The organism is Mesorhizobium sp. L103C105A0 (genome assembly GCF_000502215.1).
GTDB lineage: Bacteria > Pseudomonadota > Alphaproteobacteria > Rhizobiales > Rhizobiaceae > Mesorhizobium.
Genome location: NZ_AYXF01000004.1, coordinates 36,054 through 62,121, shown reverse-complemented (window position 1 = coordinate 62,121; position 26,068 = coordinate 36,054). Strand labels below are relative to the sequence as shown.

General features: G+C 63.2%; 23 protein-coding genes, 1 tRNA gene and 1 riboswitch. Of the genes, 12 read left to right on the top strand and 12 right to left on the bottom strand.

Annotated features, from left to right (window positions below):
• The first annotated feature begins 309 nt into the window (after window positions 1–309).
• The 3 genes from X727_RS150760 to X727_RS150770 all read left to right on the top strand — a co-directional run bounded on the left by X727_RS150760 (window position 310) and on the right by X727_RS150770 (window position 3,579).
• Window positions 310–1,509 carry an aspartate aminotransferase family protein gene (locus tag X727_RS150760; protein WP_023681950.1) on the top strand — a complete coding sequence of 400 codons (1,200 nt, stop codon included), beginning with the start codon at window positions 310–312 and terminating at the stop codon, window positions 1,507–1,509.
• A gap of 18 nt (window positions 1,510–1,527) precedes the next feature.
• On the top strand, window positions 1,528–2,439 hold the full coding sequence (gene argF / locus X727_RS150765; RefSeq protein WP_023681949.1) for an ornithine carbamoyltransferase: 912 nt from the start codon (window positions 1,528–1,530) through the stop codon (window positions 2,437–2,439).
• A gap of 108 nt (window positions 2,440–2,547) precedes the next feature.
• On the top strand, window positions 2,548–3,579 hold the full coding sequence (locus tag X727_RS150770; protein ID WP_031204268.1) for an Hsp33 family molecular chaperone: 1,032 nt from the start codon (window positions 2,548–2,550) through the stop codon (window positions 3,577–3,579).
• Between the two features lie 183 nt (window positions 3,580–3,762).
• On the opposite strand, the gene apaG is transcribed toward X727_RS150770, so the two are convergent.
• Window positions 3,763–4,155, bottom strand: coding sequence for a Co2+/Mg2+ efflux protein ApaG (apaG, locus tag X727_RS150775; protein WP_023669631.1), 393 nt, complete (start codon window positions 4,153–4,155; stop codon window positions 3,763–3,765).
• A gap of 222 nt (window positions 4,156–4,377) precedes the next feature.
• Between apaG and X727_RS150780 the strand changes: the two genes are divergently transcribed.
• Window positions 4,378–5,529: a ceramide glucosyltransferase gene (locus X727_RS150780; RefSeq protein WP_023834304.1), complete on the top strand. Its 1,152-nt coding sequence runs from the start codon at window positions 4,378–4,380 to the stop codon at window positions 5,527–5,529.
• Between the two features lie 11 nt (window positions 5,530–5,540).
• Here the strand turns inward: X727_RS150780 and X727_RS150785 are convergent, their stop codons facing one another.
• The gene (locus tag X727_RS150785) at window positions 5,541–6,731 is read right to left on the bottom strand and encodes an O-succinylhomoserine sulfhydrylase (RefSeq protein WP_023669633.1); all 1,191 of its coding nucleotides are present in this window, start codon (window positions 6,729–6,731) and stop codon (window positions 5,541–5,543) included.
• 57 nt (window positions 6,732–6,788) lie between these two features.
• Window positions 6,789–6,866: riboswitch (SAM riboswitch) on the bottom strand.
• Window positions 6,867–7,006: 140 nt separating this feature from the next.
• Between X727_RS150785 and X727_RS150790 the strand changes: the two genes are divergently transcribed.
• Both X727_RS150790 and X727_RS150795 read left to right on the top strand, forming a co-directional pair.
• Complete coding sequence (locus X727_RS150790) at window positions 7,007–8,101, top strand: 2'-deoxycytidine 5'-triphosphate deaminase (RefSeq protein WP_023699517.1); 1,095 nt, start codon at window positions 7,007–7,009, stop codon at window positions 8,099–8,101.
• Between the two features lie 101 nt (window positions 8,102–8,202).
• Window positions 8,203–8,973, top strand: a complete 771-nt coding sequence (locus tag X727_RS150795; protein ID WP_023669635.1) for an ABC transporter substrate-binding protein — start codon at window positions 8,203–8,205, stop codon at window positions 8,971–8,973.
• A 16-nt stretch (window positions 8,974–8,989) separates the two neighbouring features.
• Here the strand turns inward: X727_RS150795 and X727_RS150800 are convergent, their stop codons facing one another.
• From X727_RS150800 to chvE, 5 genes are all read right to left on the bottom strand, one after another.
• Window positions 8,990–9,439, bottom strand: coding sequence for a hypothetical protein (locus X727_RS150800; protein WP_155923575.1), 450 nt, complete (start codon window positions 9,437–9,439; stop codon window positions 8,990–8,992).
• A gap of 27 nt (window positions 9,440–9,466) precedes the next feature.
• Complete coding sequence (gene araD1 / locus X727_RS150805; RefSeq protein WP_023692527.1) at window positions 9,467–10,462, bottom strand: AraD1 family protein; 996 nt, start codon at window positions 10,460–10,462, stop codon at window positions 9,467–9,469.
• 202 nt (window positions 10,463–10,664) lie between these two features.
• Window positions 10,665–11,951 (bottom strand): multiple monosaccharide ABC transporter permease, encoded by a 1,287-nt coding sequence (gene mmsB, locus X727_RS150810; RefSeq protein ID WP_023669637.1) that lies wholly within the window; start codon window positions 11,949–11,951, stop codon window positions 10,665–10,667.
• Window positions 11,948–13,480: a multiple monosaccharide ABC transporter ATP-binding protein gene (mmsA, locus tag X727_RS150815; protein WP_027049369.1), complete on the bottom strand. Its 1,533-nt coding sequence runs from the start codon at window positions 13,478–13,480 to the stop codon at window positions 11,948–11,950. Before mmsA ends, mmsB begins: the two co-directional genes overlap by 4 nt.
• Before the next feature lie 152 nt (window positions 13,481–13,632).
• On the bottom strand, window positions 13,633–14,703 hold the full coding sequence (gene chvE / locus X727_RS150820) for a multiple monosaccharide ABC transporter substrate-binding protein (protein ID WP_023681943.1): 1,071 nt from the start codon (window positions 14,701–14,703) through the stop codon (window positions 13,633–13,635).
• Window positions 14,704–14,997: 294 nt separating this feature from the next.
• Between chvE and X727_RS150825 the strand changes: the two genes are divergently transcribed.
• Entirely contained in the window at window positions 14,998–16,005 is a 1,008-nt protein-coding gene (locus X727_RS150825; RefSeq protein ID WP_023681942.1) for a LysR family transcriptional regulator, read from the top strand.
• Between the two features lie 4 nt (window positions 16,006–16,009).
• Here X727_RS150825 and X727_RS150830 read toward each other — a convergent pair.
• Window positions 16,010–16,083: transfer RNA gene (locus X727_RS150830), tRNA-Gly, on the bottom strand.
• A gap of 180 nt (window positions 16,084–16,263) precedes the next feature.
• Here X727_RS150830 and X727_RS150835 point away from each other — a divergent pair.
• The gene (locus X727_RS150835) at window positions 16,264–16,527 is read left to right on the top strand and encodes a DUF6460 domain-containing protein (protein ID WP_023696688.1); all 264 of its coding nucleotides are present in this window, start codon (window positions 16,264–16,266) and stop codon (window positions 16,525–16,527) included.
• A 67-nt stretch (window positions 16,528–16,594) separates the two neighbouring features.
• Here X727_RS150835 and X727_RS150840 read toward each other — a convergent pair whose 3' ends face one another.
• Window positions 16,595–17,497, bottom strand: coding sequence for a histone deacetylase (locus X727_RS150840; protein ID WP_023834303.1), 903 nt, complete (start codon window positions 17,495–17,497; stop codon window positions 16,595–16,597).
• Window positions 17,498–17,714: 217 nt separating this feature from the next.
• Between X727_RS150840 and X727_RS150845 the strand changes: the two genes are divergently transcribed.
• Window positions 17,715–19,052, top strand: coding sequence for an MATE family efflux transporter (locus tag X727_RS150845; RefSeq protein WP_023696686.1), 1,338 nt, complete (start codon window positions 17,715–17,717; stop codon window positions 19,050–19,052).
• On the opposite strand, the gene X727_RS150850 is transcribed toward X727_RS150845, so the two are convergent.
• Both X727_RS150850 and X727_RS150855 read right to left on the bottom strand, forming a co-directional pair.
• Window positions 19,049–20,119 carry a quinone-dependent dihydroorotate dehydrogenase gene (locus X727_RS150850; protein ID WP_023711402.1) on the bottom strand — a complete coding sequence of 357 codons (1,071 nt, stop codon included), beginning with the start codon at window positions 20,117–20,119 and terminating at the stop codon, window positions 19,049–19,051. The genes X727_RS150845 and X727_RS150850 overlap by 4 nt on opposite strands.
• Window positions 20,116–20,466, bottom strand: a complete 351-nt coding sequence (locus tag X727_RS150855) for a DUF952 domain-containing protein (protein ID WP_023669645.1) — start codon at window positions 20,464–20,466, stop codon at window positions 20,116–20,118. Before X727_RS150855 ends, X727_RS150850 begins: the two co-directional genes overlap by 4 nt.
• A 105-nt stretch (window positions 20,467–20,571) precedes the next feature.
• Between X727_RS150855 and X727_RS150860 the strand changes: the two genes are divergently transcribed.
• A complete protein-coding gene (locus X727_RS150860; RefSeq protein WP_023669646.1) occupies window positions 20,572–21,006 on the top strand; it encodes a hypothetical protein in 435 nt (144 codons plus the stop codon).
• A gap of 116 nt (window positions 21,007–21,122) precedes the next feature.
• The gene (locus X727_RS150865) at window positions 21,123–21,782 is read left to right on the top strand and encodes a response regulator transcription factor (RefSeq protein WP_023715341.1); all 660 of its coding nucleotides are present in this window, start codon (window positions 21,123–21,125) and stop codon (window positions 21,780–21,782) included.
• 104 nt (window positions 21,783–21,886) lie between these two features.
• On the opposite strand, the gene X727_RS150870 is transcribed toward X727_RS150865, so the two are convergent.
• Entirely contained in the window at window positions 21,887–25,390 is a 3,504-nt protein-coding gene (locus X727_RS150870; RefSeq protein WP_023745305.1) for a PAS domain-containing hybrid sensor histidine kinase/response regulator, read from the bottom strand.
• A 252-nt stretch (window positions 25,391–25,642) separates the two neighbouring features.
• Between X727_RS150870 and mscL the strand changes: the two genes are divergently transcribed.
• Window positions 25,643–26,062, top strand: coding sequence for a large conductance mechanosensitive channel protein MscL (gene mscL, locus X727_RS150880; RefSeq protein WP_023681933.1), 420 nt, complete (start codon window positions 25,643–25,645; stop codon window positions 26,060–26,062).
• Window positions 26,063–26,068: the final 6 nt, after the last annotated feature.

The window sequence follows — 26,068 nt, the reverse complement described above, 5'->3', positions numbered from 1 at the left end:
CGGCAATCTTTGCCGGGGCAGACACCACATATATTAGGTGATTAGGTCCGCCGCACGAAATCTAGTTATTTCCCGACTACAATTACCTCATGTGTTGACTCGGTGACAAGAGTCCCAGGTGCAACACGAATCGGTTTTTTAGGTTTTCCCCAACTTGCCCGGTCGCTTATGAGCCAGCGTCTCGTCGGGAGCTTGCCGCGCGCCTCTGCACGACGTTTTCGTTGACTTCATGGCCGAAAAACACGATAAGCCGCAAAGGCCGCCGCTTTGGCGGCTTTTTTGATTTTTCCGGTACCGGAGACGCATATAATGAGCGGTTCGGCGCTTTACGAGACCTTTGCCCGCGCCCCTTTGGCCTTCGACCATGGCGAAGGCACCTGGCTGGTTACCGACAAGGGCGAGCGATATCTCGATTTCGCTGGCGGCATCGCGGTCAATTCGTTGGGCCACAGCCATCCGCATCTGGTCTCGGCGCTGACCGAACAGGCGGCCAAGCTCTGGCACGTCTCCAATCTCTACGAGATCCCGGGGCAGGCCCGGCTCGGCGAGCGGCTGGCTGACGCCACCTTCGCCGACAAGGTGTTCTTCACCAATTCCGGCGCCGAGGCGCTCGAATGCGCGATCAAGACGGCGCGGCGCTACCAGTTCGTCAAGGGCCATCCCGAGCGCTTCCGGGTCATTACCTTCGAAGGCGCCTTCCACGGCCGCACGCTGGCGACCATCGCCGCCGGCGGCCAGTACAAATATCTCGAAGGCTTCGGCCCCAAGGTCGAAGGCTTCGACCAGGTCGGCTTCGACGACATCGACGCCGCCGAGAAGGCGATCACACCAGAGACCGCCGCGATCCTGATCGAACCGGTACAGGGCGAGGGCGGCATCCGCCCGGTGCCGACGCAATCCTTGAAGCGGCTGCGGCAGCTCTGCGACCAGCATGGCCTGCTGCTGATCTTCGATGAGGTCCAGTGCGGTATCGGTCGCACCGGAAAGCTGTTCGCGCATGAATGGACCGGCGTGACGCCCGACATCATGGCGATTGCCAAGGGCATTGGCGGCGGCTTTCCGATGGGCGCGTGCCTCGCCACCGACGACGCTGTCGTCGGCATGACGGCAGGCGTGCATGGCACCACTTTCGGCGGCAATCCGCTGGCCATGGCGGTCGGCAACGCTGTGCTCGACGTCGTGCTGGAAGACGGCTTCCTCGAAGACGTCCAGCGCAAGGCATTGCTGATGAAGCAGGGCCTGGCGGCGGTCGCCGACGAATTTCCCGATGTCATCGAAGGCATCAGGGGCAGCGGCCTGATGCTTGGCCTGAAATGCGCCATGCCCAACACCAAGGTCAACATGGCGCTGCGCGACCAGCATCTGCTGGCGGTGCCGGCCGGCGACAACGTCATTCGTCTGCTGCCGCCGCTGACCGTCACCGACGCCGAGATTGGCGAAGCGCTCGATCGCATCCGCGCCGGCGCCAAGGGCCTGACCGACGCCATCGCCGCGGCCGCCGCGAAGTAATCCCGAGAACCATTCCCGATGAGCCTTCGCCATTTCACCGATCTTTCCGCCGTTTCCGAAGGCGATCTGCGCCTGATGCTGGACGATGCGGTGGTGCGCAAGGCGCGCCTCAAGGCCGGCGAACGGACCAAACCGCTCGAAGGCAAGGTGCTGGCCATGATCTTCGACAAGCCGTCGACGCGCACGCGCGTGTCCTTCGACGTTGGCATGCGACAGCTCGGCGGCGAGACCATCATGCTGACCGGCACCGAAATGCAGCTCGGCCGCTCCGAGACCATTGCCGACACCGCCAAGGTGCTGTCGCGCTATGTCGACGCCATCATGATCCGCACCACGTCGCATGAGCGGCTGCTCGAGCTGACCGAGAATGCCACGATTCCGGTCATCAACGGGCTGACCGACGACACCCATCCCTGTCAGCTGATGGCCGACATCATGACCTTCGAGGAGCATCGCGGTCCGGTTGCCGGCAAGACCATCGCCTGGACCGGCGACGGCAACAACGTGCTGCATTCGCTGCTCGAGGCCTCGGCGCGGTTCCGCTTCAACCTGAACGTCGCAGTGCCGGAAGGCAGCGAGCCGGCGCAGAAGCACATCGACTGGTCGAAGACCAATGGCGGCAAGCTGCACTTCACCCGCTCGCCCGAAGAGGCCGTCGACCAGGCCGACTGCATCGTCACCGACTGCTGGGTGTCGATGGGCCAGGAACACCGCGCCCGCGGCCATAATGTCTTCTCGCCCTATCAGGTCAATGCGGCGCTGATGGCCAGGGCCAAGCCCGACGCCCTGTTCATGCACTGCCTGCCGGCGCACCGCGGCGAGGAAGTGACCGACGAGGTCATCGACGGTCCGCATTCGGTGGTCTTCGACGAAGCCGAGAACCGGCTTCACGCCCAGAAGGCGGTTTTGGCCTGGTGTCTGGGCGCTTGATCTCCAGGCGCTTGATCTCCAAGCGCTTGATCCGGGGCGGCGTGATGCCTATTTGCGCCGCATCACGCAAATCAAGCGCGTTTGGACGCATGCACCCCTCCGGGCCGCATGGCCGCGCCCTGGAGCTTTGTCATGTTGGAAACGCATCAAGTGACTGAACATCACCCCAAACTCGGCGAGTTCGGCTATGCCGGCGACGATCATGTCGTACCCTTCGAGGTCGGCCCGCTCGACGTGCGCGGCCGCACCGTGCAACTCGGGCCGATGCTCGACGCCATCCTCAACCGTCACGACTATCCCGAGCCGGTCGCCCGCCTGCTCGCGGAAGCCTGTGTGCTGACGGTGCTGCTCGGCACCTCGCTCAAATTCGAAGGCAAGTTCATCCTGCAGACCCGCACCGACGGGCCGGTCGACATGCTGGTCGCGGATTTCTCCACGCCTTCGTCATTGCGCGCCTATGCGCGTTTCGACGCCGACCGGCTGGAGGCCCTGGTGGCCGCAGGCCAGACCTCGCAGCAGACGCTGCTGGGCAGCGGCGTTTTGGCGCTGACCATCGACCAGGGCGCGCACACGCAGCGCTATCAGGGCATCGTCCAGCTCGACGGCGAGACGCTGGAAGACGCCGCGCGCACCTATTTCCGCCAGTCGGAGCAGATCCCGACCGACCTCAGGCTGTCGGTGGCCAAGCTGCTGACGCCCGGCCCCGGCGGTGCGCGCGAGCAGTGGCGCGCCGGCGGTATCCTGGCGCAGTTCCTGCCGCAGTCGCCCGAGCGCATGCGCGTGCCCGACATTTCGGGCGGCGACGGCGATCCGCGTGACGTGACGCAGGAGCCGGCCGACAATTCGTGGCGCGAGCTGGTGGCGCTGCTCGGCACCATCGAGCCGACCGAGCTGATCGACCCGACCATCGGCGCCGAGCGGCTGCTCTACAGGCTGTTCCACGAACATGGCGTGCGCGTCTTCGGCGGCGTGCCGGTCGCCGACCAATGTTCCTGCTCAAGGGACAAGATACGCGGCATCCTCGAGGGGTTTTCCGCGCAGGAGATCAAGGACAGCACCGAAGATGGCGGCATCCACGTCGCCTGCGAGTTCTGCTCGAAGCAGTACGACTTCGACCCGGCGGAGTTTGCAGCTCAGTAGCATCTCTTCCTTCTCCCCGTTCACGGGGAGAAGGTGCCCGAAGGGCGGATGAGGGGCAGCGCGAACTTTGGTGAATGGCCGCGCATAGCCTACGTCATGTGCGTGGAAGATAACCTCATGAGTCCGCGGCGCCTCATTGCCCTGCCGGGCATTTCTCCCCGTATAGAGATGGGGAGAAAACCCCTAATTCACCGTCCGCCGCGTCCCCGGCAGATCCAGCGAAAACGCGGGAATAGCGACGTCGAACGTCTCGCCCTTTTTGTTGCGCATGGTGTAGTGGCCGACCATGAAGCCGGACGGCGTCGAGAGCGGGCAGCCTGACGTGTATTGATAGCTGTCGCCGGGATTGAGCTCAGGCTGGTCGCCGACCACGCCGGCGCCACGCACTTCCTCGACCCGGCCGCTGCCGTCGGTGATGTGCCAGTAACGCGCCATAAGCTGCACGAAATCGTCCGACTGGTTGTCGATCGTCACCTGGTAGCCCCAGACATAGCGGTTCTCCGCCGGGTCCGAGCGGTCCTCCAGGTAGAACGGTCTGACCTGCACTTCGATGTTGCGCGTGACGGCGCGGTACATGGGCTGCTCCGGTTGCGCGGCAGGGAACATTTGTCGCGCCATGCGGTTTGATACGCGCAGAGCGGCATGTCCTGCCAGCCTCAAAGCGCAGGTGCCGACAAACAATGTCATTTAAGTGACACATGACAATGTTGGTGTGCGCAAACCTTGCCGGCGACTCAAGGCCCATCTGTCGACTGACAAAGCAGCCGCGAGCGGCCTTTCCGGAGTGACCAGATCTCGATGGAACCAGCTCTCACAGCCGCCTTCGCTTCCTCCGCTTTGCTTCTTTCCAATCTCGCCAGCATCCTGCTTGCATCGTCGAAGCTGAAAGCGCGCCGTCTCATCCCTCCGCCGTCCAACGAGCAGCCGCCGGTGTCGATCGTCGTGCCGTCGCGCGGCGTGGAGCCGTTCACACAAGAGACGCTGCAGCGAGCCTTCTCGCTCGACTGGCCGCGCTACGAACTGATCTTCTGCGTCGCTGACGCCGACGATCCCGTCGTCAAACTGATAAACAGGGCGATCGTCCTGTTTCCCAACGTGCCGGCCCGGCTGCTGATCGGCGACGACCGCGTCAGCAGCAACCCGAAGCTCAACAACTGCGTCAAGGGCTGGGAAGCGGCGCGCTATCATTGGGTTATTCTGGCGGATTCCAACGTGCTGATGCCAAGGGATTACGTCCAGCACCTGATGGCGGCCTGGCGGACCAATACCGGGCTTATCTGCTCGACGCCGATCGGCTCTCGGCCGCATGGCTTTTGGGCCGAGGTCGAATGCGCGTTCCTCAACACGCTGCAGGCGCGCTGGCAATATGCCGGCGAGGCGCTCGGTCTCGGCTTTGCCCAAGGCAAGAGCATGCTGTGGAACAAGCCGATGCTCGATACCAGTGGCGGTATCCGCGCGCTGGCCGCCGAGATCGCCGAGGATGCTGCTGCAACCAAGCTGGTCAACGGACTGGGCCTGCGCGTCAATCTCGTTGCCTCGCCTTTCGAGCAACCACTGGGGCAGCGCCGACTTGCCGACATCTGGTCGCGCCAGGCGCGCTGGGCGCGGTTGCGCCGCGTCACTTTCCCGCTGTTTTTCGCACCCGAGATCCTGACCGGCGTCGCCGTGCCGTTGGCGTTGGCGCTGGTGGCGGCCGCAAGTGCCGGCATCAGCCTGCCGGCCACGGTGTTGGCCGTGCTGACGGCGGCCTACATTCCCGAATGCGCGCTGGCCGCGGCCAAGGGCTGGCACCTGTCGCTGCGCATGGTCCCGGCGATGATGGTGCGCGACATGATGCTTCCCGCCATCTGGGCGCGCGGCTGGCTGAGCGGCGCCGTCGACTGGCGCGGCAACATCATGACCATCGGCACCAAGACGGCCGAACTGGAAGAGGTTTCGTCGGGAGCGTGACGCCTCGCGGCCTATCCGGCGGCCTTCAGCGCCTGCGCAACGTCCTCCAGCAGATCGTCCGTATCCTCAAGACCGACCGACAGCCTGAGCGTTCCCGGCCCGATGCCAAGCTCGGCGCGAGCTTCGTCGCTGAGGTTCTTGTGCGTGGTGGTCGCCGGATGGGTGATCAGGCTCTTGGCGTCGCCGAGATTGTTGGAGATCAGCACGATGTCGAGCGCGTTCTGCAAGGCGAAGGCCGCCTGCTTGCCGCCCTTAACGTCGAGGCAGATCAGCGTCGATCCGCCCGTCATCTGCTTCTTGACGATGTCGGCCTGCGGGTGGTCGGCGCGGCCGGGATAGATGACGCGGGCGATTTCCGGCCGTCCTGCCAGGAAATCCGCGATCTTGGCCGCGCTTTCCGTCTGCTGGCGCACCCGAACCGGCAGCGTCTCCAGGCCCTTGAGCAGCGTCCAGGCGTTGAACGGCGACAGGCTCGGGCCGGTGTGGCGGAAATAGTCGTGCAAATTCTCGTCGATCCATTTCTTGTCCGACAGGATGATGCCGCCGAGACAGCGTCCCTGGCCGTCAATGTGCTTGGTCGCGGAGTAGACAACGATATGGGCGCCGAGCTGCAAGGGCTTCTGCTGCAAGGGCGTGGCAAAGACATTGTCGACGATCAGCCTGGCGCCGATCGAGGTGGCGAGCGCCGCCACCGCTGCGATGTCGACCACTTCCAGCGTCGGATTGGTCGGGCTTTCCAGGAAGAACAGTTTCGTGTTCGGCCGCACCGCCTTTTCCCAGTTGGCGATGTCGGTGCCGTCGACCAGCGTTGCCTCGATGCCGTATTTCGGCGCCAGCGTCTCCACCACCCAGCGGCAGGAGCCGAACAGCGCGCGCGCCGCAACGATATGGTCGCCGGCCTTGGCGCTGCACAGGAGCGCTGCCGTCACCGCCGCCATGCCGGACGCCGTGGCGCGCGCATCTTCGGCACCCTCCAGCGCGCACATGCGCTTTTCGAACATGTCGACGGTAGGGTTGGCATAGCGCGAATAGATGAAGCCCGGCTCCTCGCCCTTGAAACGGGCCTCGGCAGCCTGCGCCGTCTCGTAGACATAGCCTTGGGTGAGGTACATCGCTTCGGACGTCTCGCCGAACTGGGAACGCAGCGTTCCCCCGTGCACGAGTGCGGTCTGAGGTTTCCAGTTACGCTTCTTGGTGCTCATCGCTTTTGTTCCAGACACAAAAAAACCGGCCGCGAAAGTCGCAACCGGTCCATATGGCCTTGCGGCCCGACGGTCCTTTAGCGACTTGTTTAACGTGGCTGCAAGCCGACCGGCCAAATCACCACGGGATAACGACCCTTTAGACCTCACCTGCGCTTGCGTCAATTGCCGGCTTCATTAAGAGGTTTGTACCAGGCAGGTTCCGCAATAATATCCAGCGGTTTTGCGGCAAGAACCTGCCACAAAGAGACCGACCTTGGAGCGGAGCCAGCCTTTTGCGGCAGACAGGCATTCTTCCCGATCAGGACATTTCCGCGCTGTTTCAGTCCGGCGCGCTCAAGTCGCCGCGCGCGCTCGATGTCGACCAGGTGCAGCCGGCGAGCCTCGATCTCAGGCTCGGCGACAAGGCTTTTCGCGTGCGCGCCTCCTTCCTGCCGGGTCCCGATCATCTGGTGGCCGACAAGCTTCACCGGCTGAAATTGCATGAGTTCAGTCTCGCCGAGGGCGCGGTGCTGGAAACCGGCTGCGTCTACATCGTGCCGCTGCTCGAAAGCCTGGCGCTGCCCGCAAACGTGTCGGCCTCGGCCAACCCGAAGAGCTCGACCGGCCGGCTCGACATCTTCACCCGGGTGATGACCGATCGCGGCCATGAGTTCGACAAGATCGCCCCCGGCTATCACGGGCCGCTTTATCTCGAAGTCAGTCCGCGCACCTTCCCGATCGTCGTACGCGCCGGATCGAGGCTGTCGCAGATCCGCTTTCGCACCGGCAACGCGCTGTTGTCGGAGGCAGAACTGAACGAATTGCACCGCGCCGAGATGCTGGTGGCGACCGAGCCGCCCAACATTTCCGGCGGCGGCATTGCGCTGTCGATCGATCTCGACGGCGACCAGAACGGCCTGGTCGGCTATCGCGGCAAGCATCACACCGGCTTGGTCGATGTCGACAAGCGCGCCGCCCAGGATGCCGTCGATTTCTGGGAGCCGCTCTATAAGAGCGGCGCCGGCGAACTGGTGCTCGACCCGGACGAGTTCTACATCCTGGTCAGCCGCGAAGCCGTGCACGTGCCGCCGCTCTACGCCGCCGAGATGACGCCCTTCGATCCGCTGGTTGGCGAATTCCGTGTTCACTATGCCGGCTTCTTCGATCCGGGCTTCGGCCATTCGGCCTCAGGCGGCACCGGCAGCCGGGCGGTGCTCGAAGTGCGCAGCCACGAAGTGCCGTTCATCCTCGACCACGGCCAGATCGTCGGCCGGCTGGTCTACGAACACATGCTGAAGCGGCCGCAGGCGCTTTACGGCACCGATCTCGGCTCGAATTACCAGGCGCAAGGCCTCAAGCTCTCCAAGCATTTCCGCCCCGCCGGCTGAACCTTCGATCACCGTCAGGCAAAATACTTGCCTGCGCTGCCTCACCATGCTTGGCTGCCTTTCGGTGGCCGGCAAGAGAACGGCGCGCAAGGGGAACCAAAATGCAGATTTCAAGATGGATCATATCGGCAGCGGGCGCTGCCATGCTGGTGATATCGGCCGGCTCGCTGGCTGAGGCGCAGGAGAAATTGAAGATCGGCACCGAGGGCGCCTATCCGCCCTTCAACACCATTACCGCGGACGGCAAGATCGAGGGCTTCGACATCGACATTGCCAATGCGCTGTGTGCGCAGATGAAGGTCGAGTGCGAGATCGTCACCCAGGACTGGGACGGCATCATCCCGGCGCTGCAGGCGAAAAAGTTCGACGCCATCATCGCCTCGATGAGCATCACCGAGGAGCGCAAGAAACAGGTCGCCTTCACCAACAAATACTACACGACGCCGCTGGCGCTGGTGGCGCCGAAGGACAGCGACCTCACTTCCACCGAACCGGCAGCCCTTGCCGGCAAGACGGTGGGCGCGCAGGCCTCGACCACCCAGGCCGACTATGCGCAGGACGCCTATGGCAAGGCCGGCGCCGAGGCGAAACTCTACCCCACCCAGGAAGAGGCGATCACCGACCTGCAGAACGGCCGTCTCGACGCCGTCATCTCCGACAAATTCGTGCTGATGGACTGGCTGAAGAAGGCGAGCGAAGGCTGCTGCAAGCTTGTCGGCGACGTCAAGGGCACCGAGACGCAAGCCGGCATCGCTGTCCGCCTGGAGGACACGGCGCTGCGCGACAAGCTGAATGCGGCGATAGACGCCATCGTCGCCGACGGCACTTACAAGAAGATCCAGGCCAAGTATTTCGATTTCGATATTTATTGAGTCCCGTCCGCCGGCGTCAGCCGCGAAAGAGATACTCTTTCGCGGCGCCAAGGCAGGCATGAAAATGGCCGATAAACAGCAGTTCGCGTGCGGCCAAACGTTTCCTGCCCCAAAAGCCTTCGGTCAGTTTGACCTCGTCGAGCGAAGCGTTTGAGCCGCGCTTCAACGGGAACAACTGCTTGTCGAGGCAACCGAGAACATGGGCCTTGGCGGAGTCGATGCCGCAGACCTTGCCATTGTTGTTCAGCCTGTCGCTGCGAAGCGCTGATGTCATGTGATCCGTGTTGCGCATCAGAAAGCTCACCTGGGCTTTCGAATAGCCGGTTGCCAGAAGACGGCTCGTCATCGCCAAACGGGCTTCACGATAGGACTTCGGGCTGCACTGGCCGGCGCTAAAGGCCACCGACGGTTGGGTCAGGAACAGGGCCACGCCCGTGAACACAATGACAAGCCGCATTCCGTTCATTTCCGGCTCCCAAATTGTGATGCTGCCTCAAAGCGCCTTCACCGCCACCTTAACCGGCTGCTCAATCTCCAGCGGGTTGCGCAGCGGCAGGCCGAAATCCGCGGCCTCGATCTCGAACACGTCGCCGGCCTGAGTCTTGATGCCGTCGGCAAAGGACAGCGTCGCCGTGCCGAACATGTGCACATGCACGTCGCCCGGCTGGCGGAAGGCCGAATATTTGAAGTGATGATGTTCGAGATTGGCGATTGTGTGCGACATGTTCGCTTCGCCCGACAGGAACGGCTTTTCCCACAGCAAGTTGCTGTCGCGATAGATTCGCGATGAGCCCCTGACGTCGGCCGGCAGGTCGCCGATCAGGATTTCCGGCCCGAACGAGGCGTTGCGCAGTTTGGAATGTGCCAGGAACAGATAGTTCACCCGCTCGGTAACATGATCGGAAAACTCGTTCGACAGCGTGAAGCCGACGCGGAACGGCGCGCCGTCGTCGCCGATGACATAGATGCCGGCGATTTCCGGCTCCTCGCCGGCGTCCTGCGCGAAGGCCGGCGACATCAGTGCGGCGCCCGGCGCCACCGCCATGGTGCCGTTGCCCTTGTAGAACCATTCCGGCTGCACGCCGGTCTGGCCCTTGGCCGGCTTGCCGCCTTCGAGCCCCATGCGGAACATCTTCATGGAATCGGTAAGCTGCTCCTCGCCGCCATCGCTGAGCTTCTTGTGCATGGAATCGCGCGTCGCCGCCGAGCCGAGATGGGTCAGGCCGGTGCCGGTCAGATGCAGATGCGCGGGATCGGGATGGTTGATCGGGGACACCAGCCGGCCCTTCTTGTAGACGGCGTCGAGGTCTATCGCTTCACCGAACCCCTTGCGCTCGATCAGCGCGGCGAGGCCCGTGCCGGTGCGCGCGGCTTCCATGGCCAGCGAATAGACGCTGCGGGCGCCATTGATGATCCTGGTCTTGCCGCCGCCATTGCGGGCGACGACGCGGATGGTCTCGGCGTCGTCGAGGATCTGGGAGATCAGCATGATTAAATCCTCTCTCATGTGCTTGGCCTTGGATGCCTCTTGGCAAACCTTGACCTGCGCGGCTCGGACCTAGCCGCGCCACGGGTTGAACTCTTCGTCCGGATTGCGCTCGCGAACTTGATCCCTCGGGGGACTTCTTATGCCGACAACTTGCCGGCTGCGCCGCGATCGTATGCCTCCTGCTTGCCTCGCCTGAAGCTTGTCAGGCCTTGTTCTTGTTGTAGACGTCGAAGATCACGGCGCCGAGCAGCACCAGGCCTTTGACCACCTGCTGCCAGTCGACATTGACGCCCATGATCGACATGCCGTTGTTCATCACGCCCATGATGAAGCCGCCGACGACCGCCCCGATGACCTGGCCGACGCCGCCCATCGCCGAGGCGCCGCCGATGAACACTGCGGCGATGACGTCGAGCTCCGAGCCGAGACCCGCCGCCGGCACCGCCTGGCCGAGACGAGCCGCGATGATCAGGCCGCCAAGCGCCGACAGCACGCCCATATTGATGAACACCATCAGCGTCAGCCGCTCGGTGTTGATGCCCGACAGCTGCGCCGCCTTGGGATTGCCGCCCATGGCGTAGATGCGCCTCCCGATGGTCATGCGCTTGGTGACGAAGACGAACAGCGTGATCAGCACGCCCATGACCAGCAGCACCACGGGCAGGCCGCGGTAGCTGGCAAACTCATAGACCAGGAACAGCGCCAGCGCGCTGGCGACCAGCGTCTTGACCACGAACAGGGTGAAGGGCTCGGCCTCATAACCATGGCGTTCTCGTTTGCGCCGGGTGCGGACCCCGAAATAGGCATAGGCGAGCACGGCGATCAGCCCCAGCACGACCGTCGTCATGTGCAGGGTCACGCCGCTGCCCATGATGGTCTTGCCGGCTGCGTTCACGACCGGCGGGACGAGCGTCAGTGGGCCGATCACATCCGGGATGAAGCCGGAGCTGAGCATCTTGAAGTCGTCGGGAAGCGGACCCACCGACGAGCCGCCGCCAAGCAACGCCTGGCAAATGCCGCGGAAGATCAGCATGCCGGCCAGCGTGACGATGAAGCTCGGTATCCGGTGATAGGCGATCCAATACCCTTGCGCGGCGCCGATCAGGCCACCCGCGACCAGGCAGACGATCGAAACCACCAGCGGATTGCTCAGCGGTCCGAGCTGCCAGATAACCATCATGTTTGCCGCCAGCGCACCGATGAAACCGGCGACCGATCCGACGCTGAGGTCGATATAGCCCGATACGATCACCAGCAGCATGCCCAGCGCCATCACGATGATGAAGGAGTTCTGCTGCACCAGATTGCTGAGATTGACCGGCTTGAACAACGTTCCCGACGTGGTGAACTGGAAGAACAGCATGATGACGATCAGCGCTATGATCAGCCCGTATTCGCGCAAATTCGTCGCCAGCGCCGAGACGGCGATGCGCGGGCGCTGTTCGTCGGCGACGTTGCCCTGCGGGGCGGGGGCGCTTTCGGTGCTCATGCTGCTTTTCCTTCTCCCCGGACGATGGCGCGCATTATCTTTTCCTGGCTTGCTTCCGCCGCCGGCATTTCGCCCACCATGCGCCCTTCGTTCATGACGTAGATGCGGTCGGTAATCCCTAGCAATTCCGGCATTTCCGACGAGATGACCACGATCGCCTTACCCTCCGAGGCAAGGCGCGCGATGATCGTGTAGATTTCATACTTGGCGCCGACATCGATGCCGCGTGTCGGCTCGTCGAGGATCAGCACGTCAGGGTCGGCAAACAACCATTTCGACAGCACCACCTTCTGCTGGTTGCCGCCGGAAAGATTGCCGGTCATCTGATAGACGCTGGACGCACGGATATTGGTCTTCTTGCGATAGTCGTTGGCGACCGCAAGTTCGCGCATGTCGTCGATCACGCTGTGGCGCGACACGCCGTCGAGATTGGCCAGCGTAATGTTATGCTTGATATGGTCGATGAGGTTCAGGCCGTAGGTCTTGCGGTCCTCGGTGACATAGGCGATGCCGTGTTGGACCGCCTTGCTTACCGAGGAGACATCGACCGGCTTGCCCTTGAGCAGCACTTCGCCGGTGATGCGGCGGCCATAGGAGCGGCCGAACAGGCTCATGGCGAATTCGGTGCGGCCGGCGCCCATCAGCCCGGCGATGCCGACCACCTCGCCCTTGCGCACATTGATGTCGATGCCCTTGATCACCTGCCGCTCGGCATGGAGCGGGTGATAGACCGACCAGTTTTTCACCTCGAACACGACTTCGCCGATCTTGGGCTCGCGCGGCGGATAGCGGTCGTCGAGCGAACGGCCGACCATCGAGGTGATGATGCGGTCTTCGGAGATATCCTTCTTGGCCAGTGTCTCGATGGTGCGCCCGTCACGGATGACGGTTACCTTGTCGGCGACCCGGTTGATCTCGTTGAGCTTGTGCGAGATCAGGATCGAGGTCATGCCTTGTCGCTTGAATTCGAGCAGAAGATCGAGCAGCGCCTGGCTGTCTTTCTCGCTGAGCGACGCGGTCGGCTCATCGAGGATCAAAAGCTTGACGTCCTTGCTCAGCGCCTTGGCGATCTCGACCAGCTGCTGCTTGCCGACGCCGATATTGGTGATCAGTGTCTTGGGGTCCTCCTTGAGGCCCACCTTCTTCAACAGGGCAGCGGTGCGCGCCTCGTTGGCATCCCAGTCGATGACGCCGTATCGGGCGTTTTCGTTGCCGAGGAAGATATTTTCGGTGATCGACAGCATCGGCACCAGCGCTAGCTCCTGGTGGATGATGACGATGCCCTTGTGTTCGCTGTCATGGATACCTTTGAACTGGCATTCCTGACCCTGAAAAATGATCTGGCCGTCATATGTGCCGGCGGGATAGACGCCCGACAGAACCTTCATCAGCGTCGACTTGCCGGCGCCGTTCTCGCCAACCACGGCGTGGATCTCGCCTTCTTCGACGCTGAGGTTGACGTTCGACAGCGCCTTCACGCCGGGGAACGTCTTGGTGATGTCGCGCATCTCCAAAATCGTCGTCATCAGGGCAAGCTCCTCCTGTTGCATGTCGCTCAAAAGTGCTTGCGGTTTGAGACAACGACATGCACGGAAATAAAGTCCGGTAGAAACAATACCGGGGTCGCTTGTGAACGGAAAGGGGTCCTGCGTCGCGCAGGACCCCTGTCTTTATAAACGGATTACTTCAGTTCGTCGGCCTTGATGTAGCCGGAGTCGACGACCAGTGCCTGGTAGTTCGACTTGTCGACCTCATGCGGCGTCAAAAGGATCGAGGGAACGACCTTGACGTCGTTATTGTAGGTCTTTTCATCGAGGCCGTCCGGCTTGCCGCCCGAGAGCACCTTGTCGACGAGTTCGACGGTGGCCTTGGCCAGTTCGCGGGTGTCCTTGAACACGGTCGAGTATTGCTCGCCCGTGATGATCAGCTTGACCGAAGCAGTCTCGGCGTCCTGGCCGGTCACGATCGGCCACGGCTGGGCGTCGGTGCCGTAACCGACGGCGCGCAGCGAAGCGGTGATGCCGCGCGACAGGCCGTCATAGGGCGAAAGAACGCCATCGACGCGGCTGCCGTCCGAGTAGTTGGCCGACAGCAGGTTGTCCATGCGCGCCTGGGCGGTGGCGGCGAGCCAGCGCAGCGTGCCGACCTTGTCCATGCCGGTCTGGCCGGACTTGATCTTGATCGAGCCGTCATCGATCAGCGGCTGCAGCACCGAGATTGCGCCGTTGTAGAAGAAGAAGGCGTTGTTGTCGTCCGGCGAGCCGCCGAACAGTTCGACGTTCCACGGCTTGGTGTTCGGGAAGCGCTCCTTGAGGCCCTTGACCAGCGAGTTCGCCTGGATCACGCCGACGCCGAAATTGTCGAAGGTGGTGTAGTAATCGACATTGGCGGTCTTCTTGATCAGGCGGTCATAGGCGACGACGACGACGCCGGCGTCAGCGGCCTTCTGCAGCGCGTCCGACAGGGTCGTGCCGTCGATCGAAGCGATGATCAGCGCCTTCGGGCCCTTGGTGATTTCGTTTTCCAGTTGGCTGAGCTGGTTGGGGATGTCGTCCTGCGCGTACTGCAGGTCGACCGTGTAGCCGAGAGCTTCGAGCTGGGACTTGACGGCATCGCCGTCATTGATCCAGCGCTGCGAGGTCTTGGTCGGCATCAGCACGCCGACAAGACCCTTGTCGGCTGCGTGCGCCGAGTAGGTCATGGCAGCGATGCCAAGGGCCGCGACGGCGGCCAGTGTCTTGATGATTTTCACGTAAAACTCTCCCTGGTTGATGGACGCGACACCTCGGGGCTTCGCGGGCCGCGCAGTCGGGCGGATGCGCCAAAGCGCCGCCGCCGTCATAATCGATCTCCGGTATCCTCCCAATCGGCCCTCAGTCTTGATTTAAATCGATACGATTTTGCTCGTCATCGACCGTCAAGTCTTGAGGACGCGCGAAAGTGTGACCCTTTGCCATAACTGTCAAATGCGATCTTCGGTGGTTGCTATACCAAAACCGGTATATGACTAAACCGGGCTGGAACAGTGGCGGAAGCGGGAAAAGGCATGGCGGCTTTACGAGGTCCTCAGGGAATTTCAAGCGGTTACGATGAATTGCCGGGCGATGGCGAGACACTTCTGCGTAGCGGCTTGAGCCTGCGTCACATGCGCATGATCGCAGCACTCGACGATCACGGTCGGGTGAGTGCTGCCGCCCAGGTGATGAACATCTCGCAGCCGGCGGCCTCGCGCATGATTTCCGAGATGGAAGCGGTGCTCGAGGTGAAGCTCTGCGAAAGGCTGCCGCGCGGCATCACACTCACCCCTTACGGCAAGGCGCTGGCCCGGCGCGCGCGCTCGATCCTGCTCGAAATGCGCGAGGCCGACCGCGAAATATCGGAGCTCAAGGCCGGCAAGGGCGGCTCGGTGTTCCTTGGCGCGGTGACGGCGCCGGCGATCGAACTGGCGGTCCCGGCGATCCGCGAGATACGCCGCCTCTATCCGCGCATCGAGATTACCATGCAGGTCGAGACGTCGAATGTGCTGGCGCGCGAACTGATCGCCACGCGCCATGATTTCATCATCGCCCGTGTCCCCGAAGACCTCAATCCGCGCCTGTTCGAATCGCGCGTCATCGGCGTCGAGAAGGCCTGCCTGATCGTGCGCCGAGGCCACCCGCTGAGCAACGGCCATCCTCTAAACAATGGGAAGGCGGTGAGGCTGGAGGACACCGCCGCCTTCGACTGGGTGTTCCAGTCGGGCGGGTCGCCGCTGCGCCAGGCGATGGAGAGCAATTTCCTGAACCGCAACATCGCCCTGCCGGACCGCATCCTCAACACCTCGTCGCTGCTGCTCACACTGGTCATGGTGGCGCAGTCCGACGCCATCGCCCCGGTGTCGATCCAGGTGGCAAAATTCATCCAGAACCCCGACGGTCTCGCCGGCGCCATCGATGTCGTCCAGACCGAGTTCGACATCGAGGTCCGCCCCTACAGCCTGATCACGGTGAAGAACCGCGTGCTGTCGCCGGCAGCCAAGATGCTGCACGATTTTATCTTGCGGGAAGTGGGATAGGAACTGGAGCGGGTAGAGGGAATCGAACCCTCGCGTTCAGCTTGGGAAGCTGACAAGCTACCATTACATCATACCCGCGTCGGCCTCTCGATATCATGATGGGCGTGCTTCGGGCAATCGCCCTTGGACAGCTGTTCGGAAACGGCTGTTGGAAACCCGACCGATTGCGCCGTCCGCCCGCCTTGATGCGGGCGCAGCAAGTGCGTATTCGTGGGTTTGTACCCCGAATCCGGGCACACCAATCTGGAGGCAGGCCCCTTGTCCACAGTGACGCGCTTTCTCGGTGACTCGCCCGTCAGGGTGATCGTCAAGCTGCTGGTCGTGTCGTTCCTGGTCGGCCTGGTCATGAATGCGTTCGGCTGGACGCCGATGGACGTCTTCTACCGCATCCAGGGTTTCTTCATCGATCTTTGGAACCTCGGCTTCAACGCGGTCTATCGCTTCTTGGGCTATATCCTGCTCGGCGCCGCGATCGTCGTGCCGGTGTTCATCCTGCTCAGGCTCGCGAACTACCGGAAGTGAAGCGGACCACGATCCCGAAAAGTGGAAACCGGTTTTCGGAAAAGATTGTGCTCAAACCAAAGGCCACTCAGGCAAAGTCCGACGCCACCTCGAACAGGATGGCGTGGCGCGCCGCGAGCGCTGCGACATCGGTCGAATAGCCGCCGCCGATGACACCGCAGACCGGGATGCCCAGCGCGCGGAAATGACCGATCACCATGGCGTCGCGGGCACGCACGCCGTCATCGCTGAGCGATAGCCGGCCGAGCCGGTCCTCGGCATGCACGTCGACACCGGCATTGTAGAAGACGATGTCCCAGTGCGCCTTGGCCGAGAGCTCCGGCAGGAGGACACCCAGCCGTTCGAGATAGGCGCCATCGCCGGTGCCGTCCGGCAGGGCAACGTCGAGATCGGAGGCAATCTTGCGCACCGGATAATTGCGCTCGCCATGCATGGAAAAGGTGAACGCGCGTGGCTCGTCTTTCAGGATGTCCGCGGTGCCGTCGCCCTGATGCACATCGAGATCGACGATCAGGATGTTTTTCACCGCGTCTTCGGCTAGCAGCACCAGCGAAGCGACGGCAACATCGTTGAAGGTGCAGAAGCCCGCGCCTTGCGCGCGCCGCGCATGGTGGCTGCCGCCGGCGCTGTTGCAGGCAATGCCATCGATAAGCGCCAGTCGCGCCGCCAGCACCGTGCCGCCGGCGGCGAGTTGCGCCCTGAGCGAAACGCGCGGTCCCACGGGAAAGCCGATCTCGCGCTCGATCTTTTCAGGCACTGAACACGTGATGACCTGGTCGACATAATCAGCCGCATGGGCGAGCTTCAGCCAGGAGGCCGGCGCCGGCTCGGGCATCGACAGCGCCCCCGCATGGATCAGACCCCTGATATGCAAGGCCTGCATCAGCACCGGATATTTGCTCATCGGAAAGCGATGATTGACGGCGAAGCCGGCATCGTAGTCGGGATGATGGACGATCTGCAGGGGCATGGCTAAAGCAATTCCAGGAAAAGTGTGCAGCGGTTTTCCCGGGAGAAGCGCGTAGCGCTTCCCCTTGGGAATTGCTTAAAACCAGTACTCGGATCCGGCGGGCTCGCGCCAGAAGAACATTTCGGTTGGCCGTCACGGCAAGAGTGATTGCGCGGTGGCCGGAAAATGGGGCACATCGGCTGTTCGATCAAGCCGCAATCAGCAAGGCAGCAGTCCCCTGGACACGGGTGCAATCCCAGCCGACGCGAGACCCTTCGCCGTCACCAACCGTTCGGTGCTCGCCATCGCCGTGCCGATGACGCTCGCCTATCTGACGACGCCGCTGCTCGGCATCGTCGACACGGCGGTGGTCGGGCAGTTCGGCGATGCCGCCCTGCTCGGCGGCCTGGCGGCCGGGGCGCTGGTCTTCGACGTGGTCTTCAGCACCTTCAATTTCCTGCGCTCCGGTACCACCGGCCTCGTCGCCCAGGCGTTTGGGCGCGGCGACGAACTGGAGGAGCAGGCGGTGTTCTGGCGCGCCGTGCTGATCGCGGTCGCCGCCGGCATCGTGCTTGTCGTCCTTGCGCCGCTGATTGCCATCGCCGGCCAGAAATTCATCGGCGGCGAAGCGCGCGTCGGCGAGGCGATGGGCGTCTATATCCACATCAGAATGCTCGCCGCCCCCTTCACGCTGATCAACTACGCCATCCTCGGCTATGTCCTTGGACGCGGCGAGGGCGGGCTTGGGCTGATGCTGCAGGCGGTGCTCAACGGCATCAACATCGTGCTTTGCATCCTGCTCGGCCTGAAGCTTGGCTGGGGCGTCGCCGGCGTGGCCTGGGCGACCGTCACCGGCGAATGTCTGGCCATGCTGCTGGGTCTCGCCATCGTTGTCTGGCGCTTCCGGGCCGCACCCCGCCTGCCGCGGCATCGCCTGCTCGACATGCCCGCTTTCCTGCGCATGCTGTCGCTCAACCGCGATATCATGATCCGCTCGTTCTCGCTGCTCGCCGCTTTCGCGCTGTTCACCCGCCAGGGCGCGCAGTTCGGCACGCTGACGCTGGCCGCCAATGCCGTGCTGATGAACTTCTTCCTCGTCGCCGGCTATTTTCTCGACGGTTTCGCCACCGCGGCCGAACAGTTGGCGGGACGCGCGATCGGCGCACGTGCCGAGACGGCGTTCCGCCGGGCGGTACGTCTGACCTTATTCTGGGGGTTCGGCCTCGCCGGAACCGCCACGCTGATCTTCTGGCTCGGCGGCGCCGGCCTGATTTCGTTGATCACCACGTCGCCGGATGTTCGTGCTGTTGCCGACATCTATCTGCCGTGGGCGGCACTGACACCGCTGAGCGGCGTGCTGGCCTTCCAGATGGACGGCGTCTTCATCGGCGCTACCTGGTCGCGCGACATGCGCAACATGATGCTGGTGTCGTTCCTGGCCTTCAGCGCCGCATTGTTCAGCTTGGCGCCGTCTCTCGGCAATCACGGCCTGTGGGCGGCGCTGCACGTTTTCCTGCTGGTGCGCGGCTTCAGCCTGCTGGCCATCCTGCGGCTCCGGTTGCGCACGGCGTTTTAGAGCGGCCTGGCAGCCCACTGATCGAGCCGGCTGTCGCGCAGTTCGCGCAATGATTTCAGCCGCTCCTTGTCGGCAAATCGCACCATCCCGGCAAGGATGCGCCCCGGCAGCGCCGGCCCGGCATAGATCATGCCGGTGTAGAGCTGGACGAGATCGGCGCCGGCGCGGATTTTCTCCAGCGCGTTCTCGGCCGAATCGACGCCGCCGACGCCGATAATGGCGCGCTCCGGCCCGAGCAATTTGCGCATCTTGGCCAGCACGATGGTCGAACGCTCGAACAGCGGTTTGCCGGAGAGCCCGCCGGTCTCGCTGGTGGCGCTACGCAATCCGGTTCGCGCCAGCGTCGTGTTGGAGACGATGACGCCGTCAATCTGCTTCTCGCTGACTTCGGCGGCGATGTCTTCAAGCTCGGCCTCGACCAGATCGGGCGCGATCTTGAGGAAGAGGGGCGGCTGCGCCGAAGCTGCTGCACGCACCGACATGACCCGAGACAACAGTTCGCCGAGCTGTTCGCGCGCCTGCATGGTGCGCAGGCCGGGCGTGTTGGGCGACGAGATGTTGACGGTGAGATAGCTGGCGTATTTCGCAAAACGGGAAACGCCCAACTCATAGTCACGGACACGATCGGCGCTGTCCTTGTTGGCGCCGATGTTGACGCCGACAATGCCGCCGCGTCCCTGGCGCGCGGCAAGGCGTTTTTCCGCCGCCTCGTGGCCCTCATTGTTGAAGCCCAGGCGGTTGATCACCGCATCATCCTCAGTCAGCCGGAAAATGCGCGGCTTCGGATTGCCGGCCTGCGGCAGCGGCGTCACGGTGCCGACTTCGGCAAAGCCGAAGCCGAGGCCAAGCAGCGCGTCGGGCACCTCGGCGTTCTTGTCGTAGCCTGCGGCCATGCCGAGCGGATTGGGGAAGGCGATGCCACAGAGGCTGAGCTTCAACCTGTCGTCGCGCACCGTCCGCGCGCCGACCGGCAGACCGCATCGCAGCGCCGCGATCGACATGCCATGCGCCGTTTCCGGATCGAAGGTGAACAGCAGTTTCTGGCCGATGCGATCGAACACGATCATTCGGCCTCCAGCGCCGGGAATTGATGGGCGCCGTCGGCCCCGAGCGGCAGTGGCCGCACCCACAGCACGGCGCTCATATCGAGCACGCCATAGAGATGCGGGAACAGCGCGCCGCCCCGCGAGACCTCGTATTTCAGCGCGTCACCGAGCAGCGCCCCGTCGATGGCGATCAGCAGCAAATCCATCTGGCCGGCGAAATGCTTCGCCGCCGTCTCCCTGACCTGATCAGCGGTGGAGAAATGGATGAAGCCGTCGGCGATATCGATCGGAGCGCCGGTGAAACGGCCGTTTTTCTCGGCCTCGCGCCAAAGCGCTTCGGGCGCGATCTTGTAGATAATCTGAGACATGGTTGCGCTATAATCCGAACCGATCATGCGGGGAAGGGCAACTCGTCCGCATTTACGGCGCAAAGCTGTGATAGGTTGCGCATACTGGCTCGTGGAGGATGGAACATGCGTCTGCAGCACATACTGATCCCCGCCGCACTGGTCTCGCTGGTTGCGGCATCGGCCTGGTCCGAAGAGACCGACCGCTACCGGCTGGAAAAATCGGCCAACGGCTATGTCCGCATGGACACCCGGACCGGCGCCATGTCGATCTGCGAGGAGCGCTCCGGCCAGCTCGTCTGCAAGATCGCGGCCGACGAACGCGCTGCCTTCCAGGACGAGGTCGATCGTTTGCAGTCCTCGATGAAGGCCATGGACGAACGCGTCACCAGGTTGGAGAATTCGCTGTCGGCCCGTCTCGAATCGAAATTGCCGAGCGAAGAGGATTTCGACAAGACGATGAGCTATATGGAGCGCATGCTGCGCGGCTTCATGGGCATCGTCAAGGAGATGGACAAGGATAATGGCGACGGCGCCAAACTCAACTCGCAAAAGACCTGAACTGCCCGGCGGGGAAATGCCCCGTCCGGCCATTGCCGCTTGAAACAAAGCGCTTCGCCGCATAATCGTCCGGTCCCGTAAAAGCCGATAATCGATAAGGGATTTGGGAGGAAGATTTGCCGTCGGGTTACACCTTCGTCATTGCCGACGACCATCCGCTGTTCCGCGGCGCCTTGAAAGAGGCGCTTGCCGGCGTCGGCGATGTCGCCGCCATTCACGAGGCCGGCGATTTCGAAAGCGCCAAGGCCCTGGTCGTGGCCAATGAGGATGTCGACCTGGTGCTGCTCGACCTGTCGATGCCGGGCGCCAGCGGCCTGTCCGGTCTGATCGCGTTGCGCGGCATCCACCCGGCGGTGCCGCTGGTGGTGGTATCGGCCCACGACGACCCGGTGACCATCCGGCGCGCGCTCGATCTCGGCGCATCCGGCTTCATCTCCAAATCGGCCAGCATGGAGGAAATCCGCAGCGCTGTGCAATCGGTGCTGGCAGGCGATATCGCAGCCCCCGTCGGCATCGACCTCGGCGTCGAGCGCGACCCGGAAATATCCGACCTGATCAAGCGGCTGCAGGCGCTGACACCGCAGCAGACGCGTGTCCTCGGCATGCTGGCCGAAGGCCTGCTCAACAAGCAGATCGCCTACGAGCTCAGCGTCTCCGAAGCGACGGTCAAGGCGCATGTTTCGGCCATCCTGCAGAAGCTCGGCGTCGACAGCCGCACCCAGGCGGTGATCCAGCTGTCCAAGATCGGCAGCGATCCGTTGCAGCCAGCAGGCTAAAGCGCATCGCGCTGAACGGATTCATGCGACCCGCTTTAGCTCTTGTTCGATGCATGTCGTGGTCCCAGAACCGGGGCACACTTCTGGGCGACATGCATTGAACCCTACTCGGCCGCCGATGCCAGCGGCCTGACCCTTGCCATCATGGAACGCAGCACGGCCGGCTTCAGCGGCTTGTTGATCACCGGCACGTCCAGGGCGGCGGCAGCGGCACGGACCTCGGTGGAGCGGTCGGCGGTGACCAGCACGGCCGGCAGGTCCGAACCATGGATGTCACGCAGGCGGGCGATGATGTCGAGGCCGCTTCTGCCATCGAGATGATAGTCGGCAAGCACGATGTCGGGACGATCGGCCCTGCCAAAATCCTCCGAACCCGAAAACGTGCCGATGCTGCAGCCCCAGCCCTCGAGCAGAAGCCGCATGCCGTCGAGGATGCGGGCGTCGTTGTCGATGCACATGACGCGCAGGCCGGCCAGCGAATTCGCGGTGCGGGCAGGCGCCTTCGGCTCGACCTCGCGCCGCGGCGCCTCAACCGCCGCAACCGGCAGGATAACGGAAAAGCGCGTACCCTTGCCCGGGTTGGAAAAGATCTGGATCTCGAGCCGCAGCACCCGCGCGATGCGGTCGACGATGGACAGGCCAAGGCCGAGACCTTCGGCCTCGCGCACGCCTTCGTCCAGCCGGGTGAACTCGTTGAAGACCGTGTTCAGCTTGTCGCCGGCAATGCCGATGCCAGTGTCGATCACCTGGATTTCGGCGAGTTCGCCGCGCCGTCGCACGCCGACCAGGATGCGGCCATGGGGGGTGTATTTGATGGCGTTGGAGACCAGATTCTGGATCAGCCGGCGCAGCAGGTTGCGGTCCGTCAACACGCTGAGCGACGAGGCTATGATCGTCAGATCGAGTTTCTTTTCGGCGGCGAGCGGCTGAAAATCATTGCCGATCTGGCGCAGCAGCCCGTCCAGGCGGAAGGCGCTGTCGTCCGGCTTCATTGCGCCGGCGTCGAGGCGCGAAATGTCGAGCACGGCGCCCAGGATCGTCTCGACCGATTCGAGCGAGGATTCGATGTTGACGGCAGCCTTGCCCGCCGGCCCCTTGCCGGCTTTTTCGATCAGCGACGAGCAGTAGAGACGGGCGGCGTTCAAAGGCTGCAGGATGTCGTGGCCGGCGGCGGCGAGGAAGCGCGTCTTGCCCAGATTAGCCTCCTCGGCCAGCATCTGCGCCTGCGCCAGCTCCTCATTGACCCGGGTCAACTCCTCGTTGACTCTAGTCAGTTCGATGGTGCGCGTCTTGACCCGCTGCTCCAGCGATTCATTGGCCCGCTTCAGCGCCAAATCCTGTTCGACGCGTCCTGATATGTCGGCATAGGTGGCGACGATTCCGCCGTCCGGCATCGGGTTTGAGCGCAGTTCGAGGATGCGGCCGCTGGTCTTCAACTCCATCTGCCACGGGCTGACGAAACTGGTCAGCCGGTTGAGCATCGCCACGCGCTGGTCGGCCGGAATATCGCCGCGCTCGGCGAGGTGGCGCAGGATGCGGTCGAGCGAGACGCCGACCTGGCCCATCTCGTCGGGCAGGTCGAACAGCGCGCGATATTGTCTGTTCCAGCAGATCAGACGAAAATCGCGGTCGAATACGGTGATGCCCTGCTCCATCTGGTCGAGCGCGATCTGCAGCAGGTCGCGATTGTGCTGCAGCGCTTCGGTGGCGTCGTCGAGCAGGCGAAAGGCGTCCTTGGACTCGCGGTCGTTGCGGCGAAACAGCAGCGACAGGATCAGCCGCGCCGAAGACGAGCCGACCGCGCTCGCCAGCAGCTGCTCGGAAAAGCGGATGACATCCATGCTGGCCTGCTCATTGCCGTGCAGCGAGACGCCATTGCTTTTCTCGAAGGATTGGAAGGAGCGCTCGGTGCGCTCGACGCCGAGGTAGCGCGAGATGGTGTCCTTCAGCACGTTGACGGTGATGGCGGTGCGGAAGCGGCGCAGGCTGGGCATCGGGCCGGATTCGCGCGGCACGAAGATCGACGCCTGGATCCGCTCCAGCGGCACTGACGCGCGCGACAGCGAGCCGAGCACGAAGAACAGCGTGTTGACCGACAGGCTCCAGAGCACGCCGTGGTTCAACGGTTCGGCGACGGTGCCGAACAGAGCCTGCGGCCGCAGCGCCTCGAAACCGAACAACCCCTGCACGACGATGTCCGCGTCGGCTGCCGAGAGCGACGGCAAAAGCAGCGTATAGCCCCAGACGAGGATGCCGGCGACCATGCCAAGGGCCGCGCCGCGGCCATTGGCGCCGCGCCAGATCAGCCCGCCGATCAGCGCCGGCGCGAATTGGGCGATTGCCGCGAACGACATCAGGCCGATCGACGACAGCCGCGCCGAGTTGGTGCTTTCGCGGTAGTAGAGGAAGGCAATGAACAACAGGATGAAGATGGCGCCGCGCCGCACGTTGAGGATCAGCGTCGACCAATCCTCATTCTCCGAGGTCGTGGTCTTGAGCAGGCGGCGCACGAACAGCGGGATGACGAGGTCGTTGGAGATCATGATCGACAGCGCCACGCTTTCGACGATCACCATGGCGGTCGCCGCCGACAGCCCACCGATGAAGGCGGCCATGGCGAGGAAGTCATGGCCGCCGAACAAGGGCAGTGCCAGCACATAGAGGTCACTGGTGGTTTTGGTGCCGACCAGCGCCAGGCCGGCGAAGGCGATCGGCAGCACGAACAGGTTTATCGCTACGAGATAGAGCGGGAACACCCAGGTCGCGGTGCGCAGTTCGGCCTCGCCGCGGTTCTCGACGATGGTGACGTAGAACTGGCGCGGCAGCATGATGATGGCAAAGCCGCTCAGGCAAGTCAGCACCAGCCAGGTGGCGAGCGAGGTGTCGTAGCCCATGGCCTGCCGCACCTGGCTGTTTTCGGCCAGCTTGTCGATCATGTCGCCCGGGCCGCCGAAGATCAGGAAGGTGACCATCAGGCCGATCGCCAGGAAGGCGGCGAGCTTGACCACGGTTTCGACCGCCACCGCCAGCACCAGCCCGTCCTGGTGCTCGGTGGCGTCGGCATGGCGGGTGCCGAACAGCACCGCAAACAGCGCCAAGAGCATGGCCACCACCAGCGAGATGTCGCTGACGAAGGGATCGAAGGAGGGCGGCGATCCCGTATAATGCTCGACCATCAGGCCGACCGAACCGGAGATCGCCTTCAATTGCAGTGCGATATAGGGCACCGCGCCGATGGTGGCGATCAGCGTGGCGATCGCCGAGACGGCAAAGCTCTTGCCATAGCGGGCGCCCAGGAAGTCGGCGATCGAGGTGATCTTCTCGCTCTTGGCCAGCCGCACGATGCGATTGAGCAGCGGAAAGCCGAACACGAACACCAGCACCGGCCCGGTGTAGATGCCCAAAAATTCGAGGCCGCGCTCGGACGACAGGCCGACCGAGCCGAAGAAGGTCCAGGAGGTGCAGTAGATGGCGAGGCTGAGCGCATAGATGAAGGGCCGGGCGCGGCCGGGTCCCAGCGCCGTTGAACGCCGGTCGCCGAGGCTGGCGATGACGAACAGCAGCGTTACATAGGCGACCGCAATGATGACGATGAACCAGCCCTGCACGGCCCGAAAATCCTCCTCGGCCAGCTTTCACCCCGGCCTGCCCAGAGGCAATCACAGCTCTAAGGTCAAGTCCATCGCGGCTTTCCGGCGCATGGCCGCGACGCGGCCCTGTCGAACCGTGACCCAAGGTAAGGAGAAAGCGGTGTTTTCCAGCTTTTGCTTCTGTTGCAACCGCAGGTTTTTGTTATGGTGCGCACGGGCCGACGCCGGAGGGACAGCGGCAGCGCGGTCCGTCATGACAAGGAGGGTCGAATGCTGAAAGAATTCCAGGAATTCATTTCCAAAGGAAATGTGATGGACCTTGCGGTCGGCGTCATCATCGGCGCGGCCTTCAGCAAGATCGTCGATTCTCTTGTCAATGACATCATCATGCCTTTCATCGGCGCACTTGGTGGCGTCGACTTTTCCAACTACTTCATAGGCCTCTCATCAACAGTGCATTCGACCAATCTTGCCGACGCGCGTAAGGAAGGCGCGGTGTTCGCCTACGGCAATTTTATCACCGTGGCGCTGAATTTCGTCATCCTGGCTTTCATCATCTTCCTTATGGTCAAGGCCGTGAACAACATGCGCAAGCGGCTCGAGCGCGAGAAGCCGGCCGCACCTGCGGCTCCGCCGCCGGCTGACGTCGCACTGCTCACCGAAATTCGCGATCTCCTCGCCAGGAAATAGACAAGG

Excerpts from the sequence above, each read along its gene's own strand:
- X727_RS150760 (WP_023681950.1), top strand. The coding sequence starts at position 310 with ATGAGCGGTTCGGCGCTTTACGAGACCTTTGCCCGCGCCCCTTTGGCC.
- argF (WP_023681949.1), top strand. The coding sequence starts at position 1,528 with ATGAGCCTTCGCCATTTCACCGATCTTTCCGCCGTTTCCGAAGGCGAT.
- X727_RS150770 (WP_031204268.1), top strand. The coding sequence starts at position 2,548 with ATGGCCGCGCCCTGGAGCTTTGTCATGTTGGAAACGCATCAAGTGACT.
- apaG (WP_023669631.1), bottom strand. The coding sequence starts at position 4,155 with ATGTACCGCGCCGTCACGCGCAACATCGAAGTGCAGGTCAGACCGTTC.
- X727_RS150780 (WP_023834304.1), top strand. The coding sequence starts at position 4,378 with ATGGAACCAGCTCTCACAGCCGCCTTCGCTTCCTCCGCTTTGCTTCTT.
- X727_RS150785 (WP_023669633.1), bottom strand. The coding sequence starts at position 6,731 with ATGAGCACCAAGAAGCGTAACTGGAAACCTCAGACCGCACTCGTGCAC.
- X727_RS150795 (WP_023669635.1), top strand. The coding sequence starts at position 8,203 with ATGCAGATTTCAAGATGGATCATATCGGCAGCGGGCGCTGCCATGCTG.
- X727_RS150800 (WP_155923575.1), bottom strand. The coding sequence starts at position 9,439 with ATGAACGGAATGCGGCTTGTCATTGTGTTCACGGGCGTGGCCCTGTTC.
- araD1 (WP_023692527.1), bottom strand. The coding sequence starts at position 10,462 with ATGCTGATCTCCCAGATCCTCGACGACGCCGAGACCATCCGCGTCGTC.
- mmsB (WP_023669637.1), bottom strand. The coding sequence starts at position 11,951 with ATGAGCACCGAAAGCGCCCCCGCCCCGCAGGGCAACGTCGCCGACGAA.
- X727_RS150825 (WP_023681942.1), top strand. The coding sequence starts at position 14,998 with ATGGCGGCTTTACGAGGTCCTCAGGGAATTTCAAGCGGTTACGATGAA.
- X727_RS150840 (WP_023834303.1), bottom strand. The coding sequence starts at position 17,497 with ATGCCCCTGCAGATCGTCCATCATCCCGACTACGATGCCGGCTTCGCC.
- X727_RS150850 (WP_023711402.1), bottom strand. The coding sequence starts at position 20,119 with ATGATCGTGTTCGATCGCATCGGCCAGAAACTGCTGTTCACCTTCGAT.
- X727_RS150855 (WP_023669645.1), bottom strand. The coding sequence starts at position 20,466 with ATGTCTCAGATTATCTACAAGATCGCGCCCGAAGCGCTTTGGCGCGAG.
- X727_RS150860 (WP_023669646.1), top strand. The coding sequence starts at position 20,572 with ATGCGTCTGCAGCACATACTGATCCCCGCCGCACTGGTCTCGCTGGTT.
- mscL (WP_023681933.1), top strand. The coding sequence starts at position 25,643 with ATGCTGAAAGAATTCCAGGAATTCATTTCCAAAGGAAATGTGATGGAC.